14 protein-coding genes are annotated in these 19,740 nt (G+C 53.6%); 2 read left to right on the plus strand and 12 right to left on the minus strand.

What is annotated here, in order from left to right; genetic code table 11:
• Positions 1–95 precede the first annotated feature (95 nt).
• On the minus strand, positions 96–881 hold the full coding sequence (locus BLR64_RS05820; RefSeq protein WP_090713102.1) for a hypothetical protein: 786 nt from the start codon (positions 879–881) through the stop codon (positions 96–98).
• Between the two features lie 480 nt (positions 882–1,361).
• Positions 1,362–2,342, minus strand: a complete 981-nt coding sequence (locus BLR64_RS05825; RefSeq protein WP_090713104.1) for a zinc-binding dehydrogenase — start codon at positions 2,340–2,342, stop codon at positions 1,362–1,364.
• A 730-nt stretch (positions 2,343–3,072) separates the two neighbouring features.
• On the opposite strand from BLR64_RS05825, the gene BLR64_RS05835 reads away from it, so the two are divergent.
• Both BLR64_RS05835 and BLR64_RS05840 read left to right on the plus strand, forming a co-directional pair.
• Positions 3,073–3,690, plus strand: coding sequence for a TetR/AcrR family transcriptional regulator (locus BLR64_RS05835; protein WP_090713108.1), 618 nt, complete (start codon positions 3,073–3,075; stop codon positions 3,688–3,690).
• Positions 3,691–3,718: 28 nt separating this feature from the next.
• Positions 3,719–6,220: an MMPL family transporter gene (locus BLR64_RS05840; protein ID WP_090713110.1), complete on the plus strand. Its 2,502-nt coding sequence runs from the start codon at positions 3,719–3,721 to the stop codon at positions 6,218–6,220.
• A gap of 92 nt (positions 6,221–6,312) precedes the next feature.
• On the opposite strand, the gene BLR64_RS05845 is transcribed toward BLR64_RS05840, so the two are convergent.
• From BLR64_RS05845 to BLR64_RS05890, 10 genes are all read right to left on the minus strand, one after another.
• The gene (locus BLR64_RS05845; RefSeq protein ID WP_090713112.1) at positions 6,313–8,412 is read right to left on the minus strand and encodes a serine hydrolase domain-containing protein; all 2,100 of its coding nucleotides are present in this window, start codon (positions 8,410–8,412) and stop codon (positions 6,313–6,315) included.
• A 25-nt stretch (positions 8,413–8,437) separates the two neighbouring features.
• Positions 8,438–9,517: a DUF5808 domain-containing protein gene (locus tag BLR64_RS05850; RefSeq protein WP_090713114.1), complete on the minus strand. Its 1,080-nt coding sequence runs from the start codon at positions 9,515–9,517 to the stop codon at positions 8,438–8,440.
• 2 nt (positions 9,518–9,519) lie between these two features.
• Positions 9,520–9,915: a GntR family transcriptional regulator gene (locus BLR64_RS05855; RefSeq protein ID WP_090713116.1), complete on the minus strand. Its 396-nt coding sequence runs from the start codon at positions 9,913–9,915 to the stop codon at positions 9,520–9,522.
• Positions 9,916–10,067: 152 nt separating this feature from the next.
• Complete coding sequence (locus tag BLR64_RS05860) at positions 10,068–10,574, minus strand: GNAT family N-acetyltransferase (RefSeq protein ID WP_090713118.1); 507 nt, start codon at positions 10,572–10,574, stop codon at positions 10,068–10,070.
• 169 nt (positions 10,575–10,743) lie between these two features.
• Positions 10,744–11,463: a trehalose operon repressor gene (gene treR, locus BLR64_RS05865; protein ID WP_090713120.1), complete on the minus strand. Its 720-nt coding sequence runs from the start codon at positions 11,461–11,463 to the stop codon at positions 10,744–10,746.
• A gap of 132 nt (positions 11,464–11,595) precedes the next feature.
• Complete coding sequence (treP, locus tag BLR64_RS05870) at positions 11,596–13,572, minus strand: PTS system trehalose-specific EIIBC component (protein WP_090713122.1); 1,977 nt, start codon at positions 13,570–13,572, stop codon at positions 11,596–11,598.
• 44 nt (positions 13,573–13,616) lie between these two features.
• Complete coding sequence (treC, locus tag BLR64_RS05875) at positions 13,617–15,332, minus strand: alpha,alpha-phosphotrehalase (RefSeq protein WP_415841136.1); 1,716 nt, start codon at positions 15,330–15,332, stop codon at positions 13,617–13,619.
• A gap of 735 nt (positions 15,333–16,067) precedes the next feature.
• Positions 16,068–16,961 carry a nickel transporter permease gene (nikC, locus tag BLR64_RS05880; RefSeq protein WP_090713126.1) on the minus strand — a complete coding sequence of 298 codons (894 nt, stop codon included), beginning with the start codon at positions 16,959–16,961 and terminating at the stop codon, positions 16,068–16,070.
• 12 nt (positions 16,962–16,973) lie between these two features.
• Positions 16,974–17,978, minus strand: a complete 1,005-nt coding sequence (locus tag BLR64_RS05885; protein ID WP_090713127.1) for an ABC transporter permease — start codon at positions 17,976–17,978, stop codon at positions 16,974–16,976.
• Between the two features lie 86 nt (positions 17,979–18,064).
• Entirely contained in the window at positions 18,065–19,735 is a 1,671-nt protein-coding gene (locus BLR64_RS05890) for an ABC transporter substrate-binding protein (protein ID WP_090713129.1), read from the minus strand.
• Between the last annotated feature and the right edge of the window lie 5 nt (positions 19,736–19,740).

A 19,740-nucleotide genomic window follows, 5' to 3' on the forward strand; every position in this document is an offset into this window, starting at 1 on the left:
ATATGTATACAAATGTATACATATCGCTACAAATTGTCAATCAGGATGACAAAAAGACTACGCCTCCATAGGTGGAGAACGCAGCCGCGTTTACATTACTCTTTTCCAAGTGAAAAATCCGCTATCAGTTCCTCTACCGTCTCGTCCCCCTGCCCCCCGGAAACCCAGCAATCCGCCTTAGGTCTGCAAAAGCTGTAGAGGTTATACTCATCATCTTTCTTCTCGTCTATATCCTGAAGTGTGGCCTCGATTTGGCTATAATCTTCCTGGTTCATAAAAAAGACAGCGCTGAGGAAATCCGCTATGCCATATTCCTTAAGCTCCTGGTTCAGCTGCCTGATCTGCGTGGCCTGTACCCGCTTATCCAGTTCGCCTTCCTGTGCCATGAACACATTAATGCCTGCTGCATACGGGTAATCCTTCACTTCTGCTGCGGGAGTGTAGCTGCTGTCCGGAAGCGAGCCGAACGGCCCTTCAAAATAGACGACATCCAGCTTGGCCGGCGTCTTCCAGATCGACTGAACCTTTTGTTGGACCAGCTCGGCGAGCTTATCGGACATGATCAGATTGATATAGCCGTCTTCAATGACATTTTCCTTCTCCCAATACTCCACCCTGAACTCCGTCTCCGGATTTCCGGCAGGGTAAGCGGCAGCCTGCACTCCGGCAACCTCTCCGCTTGTGAGCGCACCTACCCGGTGATAACGCAGCTCTTCAACCTTTTCTATTATAAAAGCTTCAGAATACTTCTCCTCCAGGTACTCTTTCATTTCAGAGGCCTTCTGCTTCTTCCCGGCTTCGGAGTATCCGCCGCTGCAGGAAGTTACCATTAGAGCTGCTAGAGCTGCTGCTGATATCAATAACCATTTAAAAGGCTTCATGAGTCCCCTCCAACGTGTACTTAGCAGATTGGGTATGTGCTGCCCTCCGCTGTTGCCGTTCTTGTGCTGCTGGCGGTGTCGTTCTGTTGCTCGTGTTGGTGCTGGTGCTGGTGTTGGTGCTGGTGTTGGTGCTGGTGTTGGTGCTGGTGCTGGTTCAAACGGTTTAGGTGGATTTTCGCCACTTAATTCTTGAGCTTTCAGGTATATGCAACTATTAGTTGGAAAAAAGTTACTTATTTCGGGCGATTGTTAGCTTTCGAGGTATTTTTGATGAATTTAGGTGACTTTTTTCCAACTAGCTTCCTGATACTTGCGATTATTATTGAATTAGGTGGCGATTTTCCACTTAATTTATATACGACCAAATCAGATACAAACACATTTAGATACAAACCCATTCAGATACAAATAACTGCAATGCCTTCTCCCAAGTGTAGCTGTGACTTCGGAGAAAGTTCGAATTAGCGGACGCTCACCGCCTTATTTCAGCTTTGCTACGATTTTGCCACGGATATGCCGCTCTGACAGGCGCACCAAAGCTGCCGGCACCTGGTCCAGCGGAATGACCTCCTCCAGCAGAGAGGAAAGTTTACCTGCGGCAAGCAGCGCGAGCATCTCGTCACCGATTACAGACAACTGCCGCAGTGCCTCCGGATCACCGGACTGATGTGCAGCGCCAAGCGCAACCTCATGGACGGAAAAAGCTTTGGTAAACGGCTTCACCGACGTATAGTCCGGCGCACCGGCAATATGCACCACATGCCCGAAAAAGGCAATCAGCTCCAGCCCCTGGGTTGCGCTCTGTCTGCTGATCGAATCAATTACCGCATCCACCCCTCTGCCGTCTGTCAGACGGAGCACCTCGGCGGCTACGTCTGCCTCGCGGTAGTCGATCACATGGTCCGCTCCCAGGCTTTTCACATACTCACGGTTGTGGCCCGATGCGGTGGAAATTACCCGTTTTCCGGCCAGCTTCGCCAATTGAACGGCAAATCCGCCGACGCCTCCCGCGCCTCCATGGATCAGCAGGGTGTTCAGCTGCGTAAGCGGCAGCTTGCCGTGCACCGCCTGGTAAGCTGTATAACCGGCTGTCGGGAGCGCAGCAGCATCCGTGAAATCTACAGAATCCGGTATCCGCGAGAGCGTGCTGGCCTTGGCCAAGGCAAATTCCGCGAACCCGCCCGTCCGGGTAAGGTCCCCGTGATATAAGACCCGGTCACCGGGTTTCCATTGATCCACACTTTCGCCTACTGCGGTAATCACTCCGGCCACATCCAGCCCGAGCACATGCGGATAGGTCCAATTGGGGTTGCCGCCGGTGGCGGTTTTATAGTCAACCGGGTTAAGTCCGGCCGCATGCACCTCTACCAGCACTTCGCCGGCTGCCGGCTCAGGTGCGCTGATTTCACTAACCTTCATCTCATTCCATTTACCTTTTTCCTGCAGTAACAGAGCTTTCAACTGTATAGCCTCCTCGGATAGTATTCTAATGAATTTATTGTAGCAGAATTTTCCGGCGGTATCCCGTGGCGGAACGAGATGCCTGGGAGTGTGGCTGTGCTGTATGTTCGTTGAACGATCAGCTGGGAGCATCAGGCGGGTCGGGTTGCTGGCTGGGCTGGGATCTAGGGCCGGGGCGGCCGGATTCATGGGCATTTGGCCGGGGCGGCCCGAATCAAGGGCATTTTTGCCCTTCATTTCGGCCGTTTGGCCGGGGCGGCCCGATTCAAGGGCATTTGTGCCCTTCATTTCGGCCGTTTGGCCCGGTCGGCCAGATTCAAGGGCATTTCTGCCCTTCATTTCGGCAATTTGGCCGGGGCAGCCCGAATCAAGGGCATTTTTGCCCTTCATTTCGGCCGTTTGGCCCGATCGGCCGGATTCAAGGGCATTTGTGCCCTACATTTCGGCCGCTAAGCCGGGTCGCCCGATATTTCTTCCGCCCAGTGCACCCACACCAGCGAACAAACATCCGCAGCACCTAATCTCCGCCCAAAGCATAAAACACCCTTTCCGCTATAGCTTTATTAGCACTCTTACCCAAAGGCAATCTTCCTTTAACAGTTGTATATAGACGTTCCCTCACTCTCACCATGTTTGCCCATTGAGCATTTTTGCACTTTGGGCAAATATATGCTTTAATAAACTTTAGAATTTAAACTATTACTCTTCTCAAGGAAGGAGGAAATGAACATTGAACCCCAAGCTGACGCTGCGCGACCAGAAAAAGGAGGCCACCGCTTACGCTTTATCTGTAGCTGCTTTTGAGCTTGCTCTGGTACACGGCATGGACGGCTTCATTGTTGACGATATTGTCCGGCAGGCGGGCGTCTCCCGGCGAACCTTTGCCAATTATTTTTCCTGTAAAGAAGAAGCAGTGGCAGAGTATTTCATGAACAGGGCAACCAGTGAGGACGAAAATGACCTGTTAGCGCATCTGGCGCCGGACGCGACACCGCTGGATGCCCTGTACAGCCTGCTCAAGCTGCAGTTCACTTCTGAATTTCTGCGCAGATTGAGGCAATTTGCATCGCTGGCCAACCAGTATCCGTCGCTGGAGCCGTACATCCTCAGCGTGTTCCGCCGGCTGCAGATGGCCGCCCAGGAAGTGCTCGAACGGTTCACCCACGGCCGGTATTCCGACGGGTATACACATCTGCTGGCCGGTGCAGTTTATGGAGCTTTTGTACCTATACTGGACGGACGGCTGAACGTGCTGCTGCCGGGTGAATCGCAGGAGGACCGGCCCGGCTCTGTATCTTTTGACCAATATCTGACCTCCATGTTCAATTACTTACGCAACGGCTTTTAAACCAGAGACAAAAAGGAGAAACCATTACATGTCTACATTTCTGTACCGATTGGGGAAATCGGCTTATTCCAAGCCCTGGTATTTCCTCGGCACCTGGATCGTTATTCTCGGTGTGATTGGCGCGCTGCTCGGTGTGAACGGCATCCAGTCCAGCTCCGAAATGAAAATTGAAGGCACCGAATCGCAAAAGGTGCTGGATATGCTGGCCGAAGAGCTTCCGGCTGCCGCCGGCGGCCAGGCCAGCGTCGCCTTCACCGCACCGGAAGGCGAACGCCTCGATACGCCTGAACGGGCCGCTCTGCTCCTGAAGGCCATTAATGATGTGTACAGCATGGAATATATCATTAACCCTGCTGAGCTGGCCGCCCAAGCCGCCGCGGCACAGGCAGCAGGCGCTGACCCGTCCGCGGCTGCGGGCCAAGGCGCTGCCGCTGATCCATCTGCTGCTGCAGGCCAGGGCGCTGCCGCTGATCCATCTGCTGCCGCAGGCCAGGGCGCTGCCGCTGATTCGTCCGCTGCCGCAAGCCAGGGCGCTGCCGCTGATCCATCTGCTGCCGCAGGCCAGGACGATGCAGCAGCTCAAGCCGCTGCGGCCCAGGCTGCCGCCGCCGCGCAAGCTGCATCAGCTGCTCCTTACGGCCCGCTGCTCGTTGACGGCGCTATGGTTCCCGGCGTTATGCTGTCCTCCGACGGTAACATTGCCCTGTTCCAGTTCCAGTTCACCGTGCAGCAGACCTCACTGCCATCCGAAGTACCCGATAACGTGATCGAGGCTGTTACGGAAGTCGAGCAGGCTGGCTCCGGTATTACAGCAATTCCGAGTGACTCGCTTAAGAGCACGCCTTCTATCGGTTCCACTGAAGCGATCGGGGTTGCCGTGGCTGCAGTCGTATTGTTCATTACCCTTGGTTCGGTTGTAGCAGCCGGACTGCCGCTGATTACCGCACTTCTAGGGGTAGGTATCAGTGTCGGCGGCGCATTTGCCCTCGGCAGTGTAATCCAGATGAATGACATTACGCCAATTCTGGCCGTAATGATCGGTCTGGCTGTCGGGATCGACTACTCCCTGTTCATCGTCAACCGCCAGCGCCGCCTGATTCTCGATGAGAAGCTGAACGCGCGTGAGGCGGCCAGCCGGGCTGTCGGGACTGCGGGGAGCGCAGTATTTTTTGCCGGCTTGACTGTTATTATCGCCCTGTGCGGGATGCTGGTCATCGGGATGGAATTCCTGTCCACCATGGCGCTTGTTGCCGCAGTCAGCGTACTGATCAACGTCCTGCTGGCACTGACTCTGCTGCCTGCGCTGCTTGGTCTCGTCGGAGAAAAAATCTGCACAGCCAAAGCGCGCTCCAAGAGCAACGCAGCCGGCAACAAAGAGCATCACGGCTTCTCGCACCGCTGGGCTAACGCCACAGTGAAATTCCGCTGGCCGATCATTATTCTGGTTGTGCTTGTTCTCGGAACGGCTGCGATTCCGGTAACCAAAATGGAGCTCGGCATTCCTTCCGGCGCCTCGGCGAACCTGGATACTCCGGCCCGTCAGAGCTATGACGTCATCTCCAAAGGCTTCGGCGAAGGCTTCAACGGCCCGCTGCTGCTGGTTGCCCAGCCGAATAATCCTTCGGACAAAATCTCGATGGAAACTCTGGGCAAGCTGACCCAGGAGCTGCAGATGCATGACAATGTCACCCTGGTATCTCCGCTGGGTGTTAACGAAACAGGCGATATCGCGATTATCAGCCTGATTCCAAAAACCGGGCCGACAGATACAGAAACAAGAGATCTGGTGCAGGATCTGCGCGATCCTTCCTACAGTCTTGCGTCCGACAACGATATTACCCTTGGTGTAACCGGCTTTACCGCCATTAACATCGATATGTCATCCAAGCTTTCCGATGCTTTCCCTATTTACATCGGTATCATTGTTGTTCTTTCCCTGATTATTCTGCTGCTCGTATTCCGGTCGATCATTGTGCCAATCAAAGCAACAGTCGGCTTCATTCTCAGTATCCTTGCCACCTTCGGCGTGACTACAGCCGTTTATCAGTGGGGCTGGCTGCACTCCCTGTTCGGTTTTGATACCGGCGGACCGCTGCTCAGCTTCATGCCGATTCTGGTTACCGGTATCCTGTACGGTCTGGCGATGGATTACCAGGTGTTCCTGGTCAGTTCAATGCGCGAGGCTTACGTTCACGGCCGCCACGGCAATGACAGCATCGTGCACGGCTACGATCTGGCCAGCCGCGTCGTGCTTGCTGCGGGTATCATTATGGTTTCCGTCTTTGCCGGCTTTATCTTCGCCCCTGATGCGATGATCAAGCAGATCGGCTTCGCCCTGGCCTTCGGGATCCTGATCGATGCCTTCATCATCCGGATGACGCTCGTTCCGGCCGTTATGGCCGTCTTCGGCGACAAAGCCTGGTGGCTGCCGAAATGGCTGGACCGCCTGCTGCCGAACCTCGACGTCGAAGGCGACAAGCTGATCGCCAAGCTAAATGCCGAGAATGGCGTGAGAGGACACAAAAAATAACAAAAAGGACGGCACCACCGCCGTCCCCAAAAAAAGAGCAGAGCCTGCAGACCGTGTCTGCAGGCTCTGCTCTTTTTACTCCCGCTTAAAAGTTACTGCACGGAAATCCCGAACTCTGCCCCGGCATCCCCGGCGAAAACGATGGCTCCCCCCAAAGGCAGTACGACCTCATCCTTACCTCCGATGACGCTGAAATAGAGGCATTTTCCCTTCTCATCATAAATGGCGAAAGAAGCGTTCGGGGGCGTGTTCATCTTAATAACTTTCCCTCCGTCTTTGTCGCTTACCGTATACCACCTGGCGTATCCGCTGGACGGGATTGTGACAGTTGACTGCTCGGCGAAGTTAAACGGCTTCAAGGCTCTCTCGCTCACTAGGATGAATCCACCCATCTTCAAGTACTCAACGCCGTCTTGTGTAAAGAAAGTAAGATCCGAGAGATCCCGCCCGTTCCCTCCCGGAATTTGCAATTCGGAAACAGCTGTATTGAGGCCGGTTATCCTCTTATCCAACATGTACCCTGGCAACTGCTTCGACATCTTCAATTCGATGGACGGCGACACCAGATACATGAGCGACGTATACTTCTGATCCAACAGATAATAGGTTCCATCGCGCTTTATCCATGCTTCTTTGGTTTCTGCAGGAAGATCCTGAGACTGGAGTTTCTCCGCATTGTATACAGACACAGCTATTTGCCCAAGACCCGGCACTAAGACGTATTGACGATTCCATAAGTAAGTACGGCCATTCTCTTCCGTCACGAAGCTGATCATCGTATTCCCGTCCGTACTCCGGAATGTACCGTCTGCCGAATACCCGAAGCTTTGAGCCGGATTATCGGACGATTGCTCCGAAGTAATGGACAAGACTCCGCCTTCGGATATATTGATCTTCATCGTTGCATTGCTCGCACCATAGATTCCTGAATACTGCAGCACGGACTCCGGCATATCAGCCTTTACCGGTGCACCGTATGACTTCTCAGGCTTGAATTCAGCAACGGCCCCTTTCTCCTTCAGCGCCTGAAGCAGGATCTCGGTCGCCAGAAGCTGATCGTACGCGCCGTTCCCTCCGGAAGAGACAACAGCTGCAGCCATGTCCTGTCCGGGAACCACAATGAGCGACGCATGATATAGATTCGTGTCCCCGCCTTTGGTTAGTGCCTTCATTCCGTATTCACTGAACGGATACAGATTAACGCTGTCCCAGCCGAGACCGTAGTCTATGGAGTTATCAGCAGCGTCAGGCCATAATGGTGTCTTGTACTCGTCTTGTGCGGTGGCCGCAGCCGATTTGTCGGCCAATATTTCTTCTTTCCCACCCGTAAAGACAGTCGAGAAACGGACCAAATCCTCCGCTGTGGAATAAATGCCTCCCGTTCCGATTACGTTAACCGTCTCGTTTGGAAGCTGACCTGTATATGTAGGATAAAAGAGTCCCGCCATCTCCATTCCGTCCAGAGAATCGAGCGGAGTCTTCGTATTAACCATACCCAGAGGTTCCGTAATATACCGGTGGATATAAGAGGTAAAATCCATACCGCTGACCTGCTCGACCAGAATCTCTGCCAGGGTGAATCCGTCATTACAGTAAACCGAATACGCCCCCGGGTCCGCCTTCAAGGTCTGACCGGACAGCTGCTCCAGCAACGTGTCGTGGGCATAAGTATCGTTATCCTCAAATAAAAAGACGTTCGTAAAGGAGGAGCCCATCAGCCCGGAAGAATGATTCAGCAGCATACGCGGTGTAATCTGCTTATAACGTTCATCCTTCATCTTAAACCCGGGGACATATTCGATAACCGGCGTATCGAGGCTGATTTTTCCCTGATCGGCCAGCTGCATGACGGCGACCGTGGTAAACATTTTACTCGTCGAGCCGATCCCGTACAGTGTGTCTTTCGTGAGCGGCCTCTGTCCATGCTCATCATTCTTGCCGGATTGGCCGGATACGACGATATCACCATGATCAATAAGGGCGTATTGCACACTGTTCGTTTCATATTTTGACGTGAGGAGATTTGCTTTTACCGTTGCAGTTTTCCCGGTGATTTCATAGGAGACCGTCTCAGATATATTCAGCGCCCCTGCGATATTCTCCATTGCATCAAGCGGTGTGTTGTCATCACAGCCTGCCAGCAGCAGACACAAAATGAACAAAACCAGAATGATCCGCCGGCCTTTCATCATTGAAATTTCCCTCCAGACTTTCGCCTTATTTATTTATAACGGGCAAAATCAAGATAAATTCGATCACCGGAATGGCTGCCGTTGCGGCGACTATAAACTTACTGCGGGGATTGGCCATATTGATCGTCCAGCCGAAGCCGTGAATATTCGGGACGATCAATGCCGGATCTTCAGGGTTCACGTAGATGCTGCCGAGCCACTTCCAGTGTCTCTCCTCCATCGACGGGACGTCCGTTAGCTGATCAATACCTTTGATCCGCATGTAGAGCATTACGCCGATTAGGGCCACGAAGAGTACTGCCACGAGCGACATGCCGGAGAGGAAGAGCAGATTTCCCTTCCAGCCGTACAATCCTATGGCCTGTGCCACTCCTACGAATACAATCATTAGCAATGAAGCGGCCCAGGCCAAAACCGAATGGATTCGCTTATGCGCCAGCTGCTTCTGCAGCGACCCTTCCCGGTCCTGGGGATCCAGCGATGTCCTTGCGCGGCTGATCAGCCGGTTATAGCAGAGGAAAACGGTGATATTTAGCGCTTGCACCATGTTCAGTACGAACACAATCCACACGGATTTGTTAAAACTGAAATCCCCGAGAATCAGCACCTGCGGAATCGTATCCCATTTCGCAGCAGCGAAGAAGATGCACAGCGCCGTCACGGCGGCATTTACCGAATACCACCAAGGGCTTAACACCGGTCTATGCTTCCTTCCGGCCATAAGACTTGCTGCTCGCTTACTCTGCTTGGCAATCTCCCAGCCTCTGGCCGCCTTCAAGCGCATTGCAGACAAGCGGCTGATCCACATGGCAAAGCCTGACCCAATAATTGAAAGCAAAATAGCTGCCGTCCAAATCAGGAGCCCCCACGCAGGCAGATGGCGCAACCATAAAAAGCAAGCCCCTCCGCCGGCAACGGCCGCAAAACCGCTGGTAAGCATAGCATAATTCCGGCGAATGGCACGGACGGCAGGGTCCTGCACAGCCTCCTCAGGCAGCACAATACCGAACAGCACAGTCCGCAACCCGAGATAGACCTGTAAGCTAAGCATCAGAACGATCATTACATAAAGGCTCGATATCAAGATTACCGGTTGTTGTGCCAATGTTATTCCCCTCCGCGATTCGTAATAATATCCCGGTACACCGATCTGCTCTCCTGCGCGAATACCTCTTCCCCCATGCCTCTTACCGCAGCTGCCGCCGCAAGAGATCGCAGCTGCCGCCGGAGCTTCTCCTCGAACGCCTCTGTCACACCGGGCATCCCGCCCGGCTGAACGATAACGCCTGTCTTCCGGTGTACTTGAAGCAAGCCCTCCTGTTTAAGCAAATTGTAAGCTTTGTTGACGGTATGGAGATTGATCCCCAGGTCCTCAGCCAGGCTACGGATCGACGGAAGCGGATCCCCGGGCTGCAAGGCACCGGAGGCAATCCCTTCGACGATTTGGTCAACCAGTTGTGTATAGATCGGTGTCTCCGATTGCAGATCGAGCTCTATGAACAAAAACAGCCCTCCTTTGTTTGTTTGTTATATTACATGTATAACATAGGAAACAAAATTACTCAAGATCAGATTGAAAATAATCCCATACAGCCAAATAAAACAGCAGCTGATTACTAGTCAGCTGCCGCGTGTCGTTATTCAACTAAGTTACACTATTGAACCGGAATTTCTTTTTCCATAATGAAATCATCCATGACGAATCCATTCCCGATATCCGCAACTTGTTCCCGTACAGTCCGGAAGCCTTTTTTCTCATATACCGCAATACTGGATTCGTTATGACGATTGACCGTCAGCCAAATATGGCTCAGGCTCCGGTCTTTGCACAGCGTCTCCAGAAAAGCCAGCGCCTGGCTGGCATAGCTGCGCCCCCTGTGCTCCTTGCCTATGTAGAACTTGCTCAAGAAGAGCTTGCCCTCTGCGGGTCTGGCCGACATATATCCGACTGCGGAGCCGTCACCACGGATTATGTAATATTCATAGCCCTGATTAAAGATTTGATCCGTAATGGCTTGAACAGACTGGAACTTTTCAATCATGTAATCAATCTGCTCCATTGTAATGATGGAAACATAATATTCGCGCCATATTTCTCCCGCCAACCGTGCCACCTCAGCAGCTTCTTCCGCTGTATTCACCTGTGAAAACAAAAGTCTCATAGTATGCGCCTGCCTCTCCCGGATTTCTTGCCCGAACATATTAATAGATTATTATAAATTGATAGTATTAAAATGCAAGGCCGTTATTTATGAATACGCTCCTGATAGGTGAAAATAAAAAAAAGTACCCCGGCCAGTCGGCTCTCAGGATACTTTTTTTGCTGCACATTTACCGCCGCACCCGTCTGGCAAAATCCACGAACTGGAACTTGTCCAGCCGGTGCCTGGATTCGGTGTACTGGAAGAGCACGGTGTTTTCCAGATAGACGTAGTTTCGTACGACAACGATATGCGTGTATTTCTTCAGATCAAGCAGCCGGTGGTCCTCCTCTGTCGAGGGCTCTACGGAGATCAGTTTTTTGGCATAGCTGATCTTCAGCCCGAGCTTCCCTTCCAGATATTCATAGATGGAGCCTGCGGCAATGTCCCTGCTCAGAAACGGCACAATATCTGCCCGGAAATAGTCCTTGTCCAGAATAATCCGTTCCCCTTCAATCTCTCTGGCCCGGATGACCTTCCAGATCAGGGCATCCTCCGGAATCTGCAGCTGCCTGGCCGGCATGGAGCCGGCCGGCTCCTGCACGGTCTCTTCAACCAGGGTCCGGGACGGGCCGCCCAGCGTATCAGCCATCTCTTTGAAGGAAATGAGGCCGGTCACAGGAAAATCCATCCGGGTCATATCCAGAACAAACGAGCCGCGGCCTTTGATTTTGTGGATGTAGCCTTCCCGGAACAGCAGATTAAGCGCTTTGCGCACCGTCTCCCGGGAGGTGCCGTAGCTTTCGGCAAGCTCACTTTCGGACGGCAGCTTGGCCCCGGGCTGAAGCTGGCCGGAATGAATCCGGCTGCTGTATTCGTTATAGATTTGCAGATAGATATTTTCTCTCAATGTTGATCACCGTCCTATATTGTATCATGCAATGCCGAAGGAAGCATCGCTTCAAATGTGGACACGGCGTAACAGAAAAACAGCCCCGAAAGGGCTGTCCATCTGCAGTCATTTTTACCGGTGCGGGCTGGTTCAGCCCTTAAGATGAATGGTCAGGATACCGGTCTGCTTGGCTGTCGCCGGTCCGGTCTTCTCTTCAATCCGTTCTACCCTATCCTGCCCGGCAGGAATAATAATCGGTGTAATGACCGGAAGACCGGCAGCACGGATGGCATCCATATCGAACTCCAGCAGCAGCTCTCCGGCCCGGACCTTGTCGCCGATATTACGGTGCGGGGTAAATCCGTTGCCTTTTAGAGATACCGTATTAATTCCTACATGAATGAGCACCTGCACCCCGCTGGCATGTTCCAGTATCAGCGCATGCTTGCTCTTGATGACATGGGCGACTGTAGCATCAAACGGTGCATAGACCTTACCGTCAGACGGCTCAATGGCAATCCCTTCACCCATCTGCTTCTCGGCAAAAGCGGGATCAGGAACCTGCTCCAGCGGCACTGCCGTTCCGCTTATCGGTGCAGCCAGCTCCAGAATGTTCACCGGCTCCTGCGAGGCCTGCACAGAGCTGCGGCTGCTGAGTTCATTGGTCGTGTTCACCGCGCCGGCCCGGGCAGTCTCTGCCGGCTGATTCTTTTTGGCGCGCTGCACAGCTATACGCCCATACAGCATAGTGGCACCAAACGGCACAATCAGCACAATCGCCATCCCGACAAAGAATACGCCCCACTGGTTCGGGAAAATCGACAGGAAGCCGGGAATCCCGCCTACCCCGATGGATGAGGCCCGAACGTTATTCAGCGTCAGCAGCATACCGGCAAGCCCGGAACCGATCAGTCCGAAGAAAAACGGATAACGGTAACGGATGTTAACCCCGAAGATCGCCGGCTCCGTAACGCCGAGGAAGGCGGATACAGAGGAGGTGACGGCAAGCCCCTTGGCCTTTTGCTCCCGGACGAGGAAGAACATCGCGAGTGCGGCAGCCCCCTGGGCAATGTTGGACAGCGCCAGCATCGGCCAGAGGAAGGTTCCGCCCTCACTGCCGATCAGCTGGACATCGACGGCAAGGAACGTATGGTGCATCCCGGTGATGACCAGCGCGGAATACAAGCCGCCATAGATCAGGCCCCCGAGCAGTGCAAAGTGGTCGAAGATATAAACGAGACCGTCCGTAATCGCATTACCGATGGCAAACGTAAGCGGTCCGATAATGGTAAACGCCAGAAAGCCTGTGATCAGCAGCGCTACCGGTGCAACGACCAGCAGTTTAATGGAATCATGCACCCGTTTGTTCAGGAATTTCTCAATGGCGGCCAGAATATAAGCCGAGACCAGTACCGGCAGCACCTGCCCCTGGTAACCGATCTTCTCGATATGCCAGCCAAACAGATTCCAGGTCGGAACCGTCCCTTCAAGCGAGGCGTTGGCATAGCCATAGGCACTCAGCAAATCCGGATGCACCAGGATAAGTCCCAGCACAATCCCGAGCAGCGGACTGCCCCCGAAGCGCGTAACTGCGGCCCAGCCGATCAGTGCCGGCAGGAACGTGAACGCCGTGCTGGCAATGGTATTGATAATGGAAGCAATGTCGCTCCAGGCCGGATAGACCTGAACCAGCGACTGCTCGTCGAAGAAGATGCCCGGTCCGGTCAGGATATTATTAATCCCGAGCAGCAGACCCGCCGTAACGATGGCCGGAAGAATCGGAATAAAAATATCGGCCAGCGTCTTGATCGCCCGCTGCAGCGGGTTCTGCTTACGGGCAGCCGCCGATTTCACCTCATCCTTGGAGGCGCGCGACCCGCCGGTAATCTTGATCATTTCATCGTAGACGGTATCGACCGTACCCGGCCCGATTACGATCTGGAACTGGCCCTGGGTCGAGAACTGCCCTTTAACGAGGTCATTGCGGTCCAGCGCTGCCGAATCCACCTTGCTCTCGTCATAAAGAGAGAATCTCAGCCGGGTTACACAGTGTGTGGCAACCTCTATATTCTCTTTGCCCCCGACGGCCCGGACGATATCCTCTACATTTTTGCGGTCTATAGCCATGTGATCACTCCTTACCTGCTGTAGTTATAATGATGAAATATTATTTATTTGCGGATCAGCCACATGTAGGAGGCATACGGGCTAAGCGGAAGCTCCTGCGCTAAGACCGGGGCTTCTGCCGTATTGCCGATCAGCAGCTGCTGCCCGCTGCGCTCACCCAGCTCTGCCCATTGCTTATCCCCGAAGCGGAAGGTGATTTCTTTTCCGCTGAAGTTCGAAACGACCACCAGCGCCGCTCCTTCTGCCTGTCTGGCATAAGCGAACACCTCAGGATGGGCCTCATCCAGTCTGATGAAGCTCCCTTCCACAAATACATCATGCTCCTTGCGCAGAGCGATCAGCCTGCGGTAGTGATGGAGGATGGAGCCGGGATCGGCGAGCTCTTTTTGCACATTGATATCCGGATACCGCTCATCTACCTTGATCCACGGTGTTCCGGTGGTGAAGCCCGCATTTGGGCTGTCATCCCACTGCATTGGTGTCCGGGAATTGTCGCGTGAACGCTCCTGAAGGATGCTTTGCGCTGTGCCCGGATTTTTACCCTGCTCCTGCAAAATCCGGTACATGTTCAGCGACTCAATATCGCGGAATTCTTCAATGCCCTTCCAGATCGGGTTCGGCATGCCAATCTCTTCACCCTGATAGACATAAGGTGTACCTTGCATGCCGTGCAGCGTTGTCGCCAGCAGCTTCGCACTTTCCACACGGTAGGCCTTATCGTCGGTGAACCGGGAAATCGCCCGCGGCTGATCATGGTTATTGAAGAACAGGGCATTCCAGCCTCCGCCCTGCTGCATCCCGGTCTGCCACTGCGTGAACAGCCGCTTCATCGCCTCAAAATCATACGGCATCAGCTCCCACTTCTGCCCGTTCGGATAATCCACCTTCAGATGATGGAAATTGAACGTCATGGAGAACTCCCGCTCCTCGGGACTGGAATAACGGATGCAATGCTCGAGCGTCGTTGAGGACATCTCTCCGACCGTTACCATCTCATACGGCCCGAACACCTCATCGTACATCGCCTTGATGAATTCATGGACCCGCGGTCCGTCGGTGTAGAACTTGCGCCCGTCTCCCGGCGGCACACTGCCGTCATCATCAGGGAAGCGCTGATCCTTGGAGATGACGTTAATGACATCCATCCGGAAGCCGTCGACACCCTTTTTGGCCCAGAACAGCATCATATCGTTCACTGCCCGGCGCACCTTCTCATTCTCCCAGTTGAGGTCTGCCTGCGTTTTGTCATACAGGGTAAGAAAATATTGCCCCGACGCTTCATCGAACTGCCAGGCCGGACCGCCGAACTTCGACTGCCAGTTGTTGGGCAGCCCGCCATCCGGGCCCGGGTCCTTCCAGATATAATAGTCACGGTACGGGTTGTCCTTGCCGGAAGACGCCTGCTTGAACCACTCGTGTTCAACCGAGGTATGATTGACCACAATATCGGTCATCAGCTTCATGCCGCGCCGGTGCAGCTCCTGCACAAGCTCGTCAAAGTCCTCCATCGTGCCGAAGTCCGGATTAATCGCCTCGTAATCGGCTACGTCGTAACCGTTATCATACTGCGGTGAAACGTAGACCGGCTGCAGCCAGACAATATCAATGCCAAGCTCCTGCAGGTAATCCAGCTTCTCTGTAAGCCCTTTAATATCTCCTGTTCCGTTGCCTGTCGTATCCTTAAAGCTCTTAGGGTATACCTGATACACCGTGGACCGGCGCCACCATTCCGAATACCGGGTCTGTGTCAAATGAAGCACCTCCAGAATTTGGTTCTCTCCCAATCATTTAAACCTGTATATACAAGATCAAACACTTCACACAGTTTAAACCTGTATATACAGGTTGTCAATAAGTATAATGATGGATAGCCTAAAGAGACTCTCCTCGTAAGATGGATGGGACGATGGGCCGGATTAGGGGGGATTTTCCCCTTGGCGGGGCTCGTTTGCGGATGGATGGGCCGATTCAAGGCTCGTTTGCGGACGGTTGAAGCGATTTAAGGGGATTTTTCCCTTTGGTGCGGCTTGTTAACAGGCATTGCAACGGCAACGGATTGTAACTCCTCGCCTTAGTACGGGCAGGCACACATACGTCCAATGAGCAGGAGGAGGGGCGAGCACCAGGTATTCTTTCCGACTCCTCCATACCATTCCTCACTCGTTACTATCGGTTACAAGTTTTCCCTTGCATATCCGGCAGGTTTTCCCAGATAAGAACGCCATCTTTCGGCCCGCGCCTGCCCAAGTCTACGGCTGCAACCGCTCCGATTGGATTCGTGTACCTCAGGCTGTGCTTTTTCCTCCGGCTTCCTTCAGATTCCACCTAGCGGTGCACACCTTTGCCCTTCGCTAACGGTAGGCGCTTGCCAGCCCCCGTTCGGGACTTTCACCCTAGAGATGACGCCCATGCCATGCTGGGCTTACCACAAACAAAGCCGCCCGGCCCTGCAGGACCGGACGGCTAATAGATTAGTGCATGTACAATTCCACTCGTCAGCTCTTCATTCTAGGATCGAGTACGTCGCGCAGGCCGTCCCCCATCAGGTTAAAACCGAGCACGGTGAGCATAATCGCCCCCCCTGGAAAAATAACCGTCCACGGTGCCTTTTGGATAAACTGCCGCGAGTCGGACAGCATCTTGCCCCACTCCGGATCGGGCGGCTGCGCGCCAAGACCGAGGAAGCCCAGAGCGGCCGCTTCGATAATGGCGGTCGCGATGCCTAGCGTGCCCTGCACGATAATCGGCGTCAGGCTGTTCGGCAAAATATGCTTCAGCAGAATACGGCTGTTCTTCATCCCAATGGCGCGTGCGGCCGTTATGTATTCCTCCTCCTTCAGGCTGAGCACCTTGGCCCGAACAAGCCTGCCGTAGGTAGGGATGTTAACGATCGCGATAGCGTACAGCGCGTTTTGCAGGGAAGGCCCCAAAATAGCAACGATGGCAATCGCGAGCAGAATGCCCGGAAAAGCCAGCAAAATATCAAACAGCCGAGAAATGATCATATCGATCCATTTGCCGTAGAACCCGGCCAGCACGCCGAGAATCGTACCGACGATAATCGAGCCGATTACGGAGAAGAAACCGACCCAGAGCGATATCCGTGCCCCGTACAGCACGCGTGTAAACAGATCACGACCGAGATCGTCCGTACCAAACCAGTGATCGGCCGAAGGGGCCTGAAGCCGGTTGACAAGCTCCTGCTCTTTATAGTCGTAAGGCGCTATAAGTGGAGCCAGCAGCGCGATCAGAATAAAAAAGACGATAATGCACAAACCCATCATGGCCGTTTTGTTCTTACGGAAAGCCTTCCACGCATCGCGCCAAGGACCGGAGACCTTTTCGGCAGGGGCATTCGGAGGTGCAGCATTTAAGGTTGCCTGTGACACAAGGTTCACTCCTTACTTGTATTGGATGCGCGGATCGATGGCGGAGTACAGCAGATCCACAAGCAGATTGATGACTACAAAAATAAACGCGATAATCAGAATGCCGGTTTGAATAACCGGATAATCCCGCGAGCTGATCGCTTCAAATATATACCGTCCCACGCCCGGCCAGGCGAAGATCGTCTCGGTAAGCACCGCTCCGCCGAGCAGCGCCCCGGTTTGGAGACCGACGACCGTCAGTACGGGAATCAGCGAGTTCTTCAGTGCGTGCTTGTACACGACCAGAAACTGTGACAGACCTTTTGCTTTTGCCGTGCGGATATAATCGGAATTCATAACTTCCAGCATGCTGGAGCGCGTCATCCGGGCGATAATCGCCATCGGTATCGTTCCGAGCGCTATGCTCGGGAGAATCAGGTGTTTAATGACGGTCCAGAGCTGATCCCAGCGGCCGGCGATAATCGTATCGATGACATATAGATTCGTTATGCTCTCAACCGGATCGCGCTGATCCATTCTTCCTATTGAAGGAAGCCAGTGCAGCTTCAGGGCAAATATCATCTGCTCCATCAACCCAAGCCAGAAGATTGGCATGGACACCCCGATCAGGGCAATGATCATGGACGTGTAGTCAAACCAGGAGTTCTGCTTCCAGGCGCTGAGAATGCCGGCGTTTACTCCGACAAAGGTAGCGAACAGCATGGCTGCAGCGGTAAGCTCCAGCGTTGCCGCAAGATAAGGCATGATCTCCTTGGCGATCGGCGTTTTGGTCCGGATGGAGGTACCGAGATCACCTTGAAGCAGATCACCCATGTAGTTGAAATACTGCTGCAGCCATGGCTTGTCGAGACCGAGCTGTTCACGTAAAGCCTGCTTGGACTGCTCTGTCGCCTTCTGGCCGAGAATCGTTTCCGCCGGATCGCCCGGAATGGCGTGAATGATGGAGAAGACGATAATCGTCATCCCGATCAGAACGGGGATCAGGACCATTACACGTTTAATTAGATAGGAATTCAATTCGGCTCACCTTCCAAAGGTGTATTAGGGGATAACAGTAACTTACCGCCGCTGTTTCAGCGGCGGTAAGGCTGTCTGTCAAACGTCTATTCGAAATATACTTCGCTGTAGTACTCGGTACCTGTCGGGCCTGGCACATATCCCTTCAGATTGGCTTTGGCCGCCAACAAAGGCGTTGTATGCACAAGCGGAATCCAAGGTGCGTCCGCTTTGATGATTTCCTGAGCCTGTTTGTACAGGTCGGAGCGTTTCGCTTGATCTGTTTCCTTCTGAGCGTTGATCAGAACGGTGTGCAGCTCTTCATTGGCGTAGAACGAACGGTTGTTGCCCGGGATGGCGTCTTTGTCAAGCAGCGTGTACAGGAAGTTGTCCGGGTCACCGTTGTCGCCGGTCCAGCCCAGCATGTAAATGTCGTCCTTCTCGCCGGCTTTCGTGTCGTCCAGGTAAGTCGCCCACTCCGGCGATTCGATTACGGTTTTTACACCGATTTTTTCCCAGTCGGCTTGAATGGCTTCGGCTACCTTTTTGCCGTCAGGCATGTATGGACGGGAAACAGGCATTGCATACAGGGTTACCGTATCTGGCAGTCCGTCCGGATATCCGGCTTCGGCCAGGAGCGCTTTTGCTTTGTCCAGATCATACTCGTAATCCTGTACGCTGTCGTTGTAACCCCACAGCGAAGGCGGCATCGGGTTAACGGCCGGCTGGGCCTGCCCGGCGAAGAAGGCATCAATGATGGCCTGCTTGTTCACAGCATGGTTCAGCGCCTGTCTTACCTTCACGTTATCGAAAGGAGCCTTTTGCAGATTGAAGCCCAGGTATGCAACGTTGAACGGCGGACGTTCTATCTTTTGCAGATCGCTGTTGCCTTCAAGTGTGGACAGATCATCCGGACTCAAATCCTCCATCAGATCGATTTCCCCGTTCTGCAGCGCCGTAAAGCGGGCCGAGTTATCCGGGATGGAGCGGACGATCACCTTGTTCATCTTAGGCAGACCTTCCTTCCAGTAGTCCGCATTCTTGTCCAGGGTGATGGCGTCATTACGTTTCCATTCCACAAACTTGAACGGACCCGTGCCGACCGGCTCATTCTTGAAGTTCTCTTTCTTCTCCTTAACCGCGGTAGGACTAGCGATTCCGAAAGAAGTCATGGCTATGTTTTGCAGGAACGGAGCCTGCGGCTGGTTCAGTATAAACTGCACCGTCGAATCGTCAACGGCTTTTACTTCCTTAATAACGCGGGAACCGTCCGGTCCGAACATGGAGTCGTAGTAGTCAAAAGAGTCCCCTTCGAATTTAAATTCGCTGTTAGGATCGCTCCAGCGCGTAAAGTTGAAAACTACGGCTTCGGCGTTGAAGTCAGTACCGTCATGGAATTTGACGCCCGGATGAAGTTTGAAGGTGTAAGTCAGGCCGTCTGCGGAAACCTCCCAGCTGTCCGCCAGCGATGCCTGTACTTCGGAAGTCCCCGGTTTATACTCCAGCAGGGAGTCGAACACCTGGTGAGCGATTTTGAGGGACTCGCCGTCGGTGACGATGGCCGGGTCCAGCGAAGCCGAATCGCCACCGCGTCCCACAATCAGAGTATCCTGCGTCGATGCCGAAGCGCTGCCGGAGTCCGTCTGCGGCGCATTGGTCGCCGCAGTATTTCCTCCTGCATTTCCTTCCGTTCCGGCATTGTTGTTCCCCCCGCAGCCGCTAAGCGTCAAGGTGAGGCCGATCACGGCGGCCAAAGCCAAACTGCTCCACTTTTTCATGGTTA

It is taken from the genome of Paenibacillus typhae, assembly GCF_900099765.1.
GTDB lineage: Bacteria > Bacillota > Bacilli > Paenibacillales > Paenibacillaceae > Paenibacillus_AQ > Paenibacillus_AQ typhae.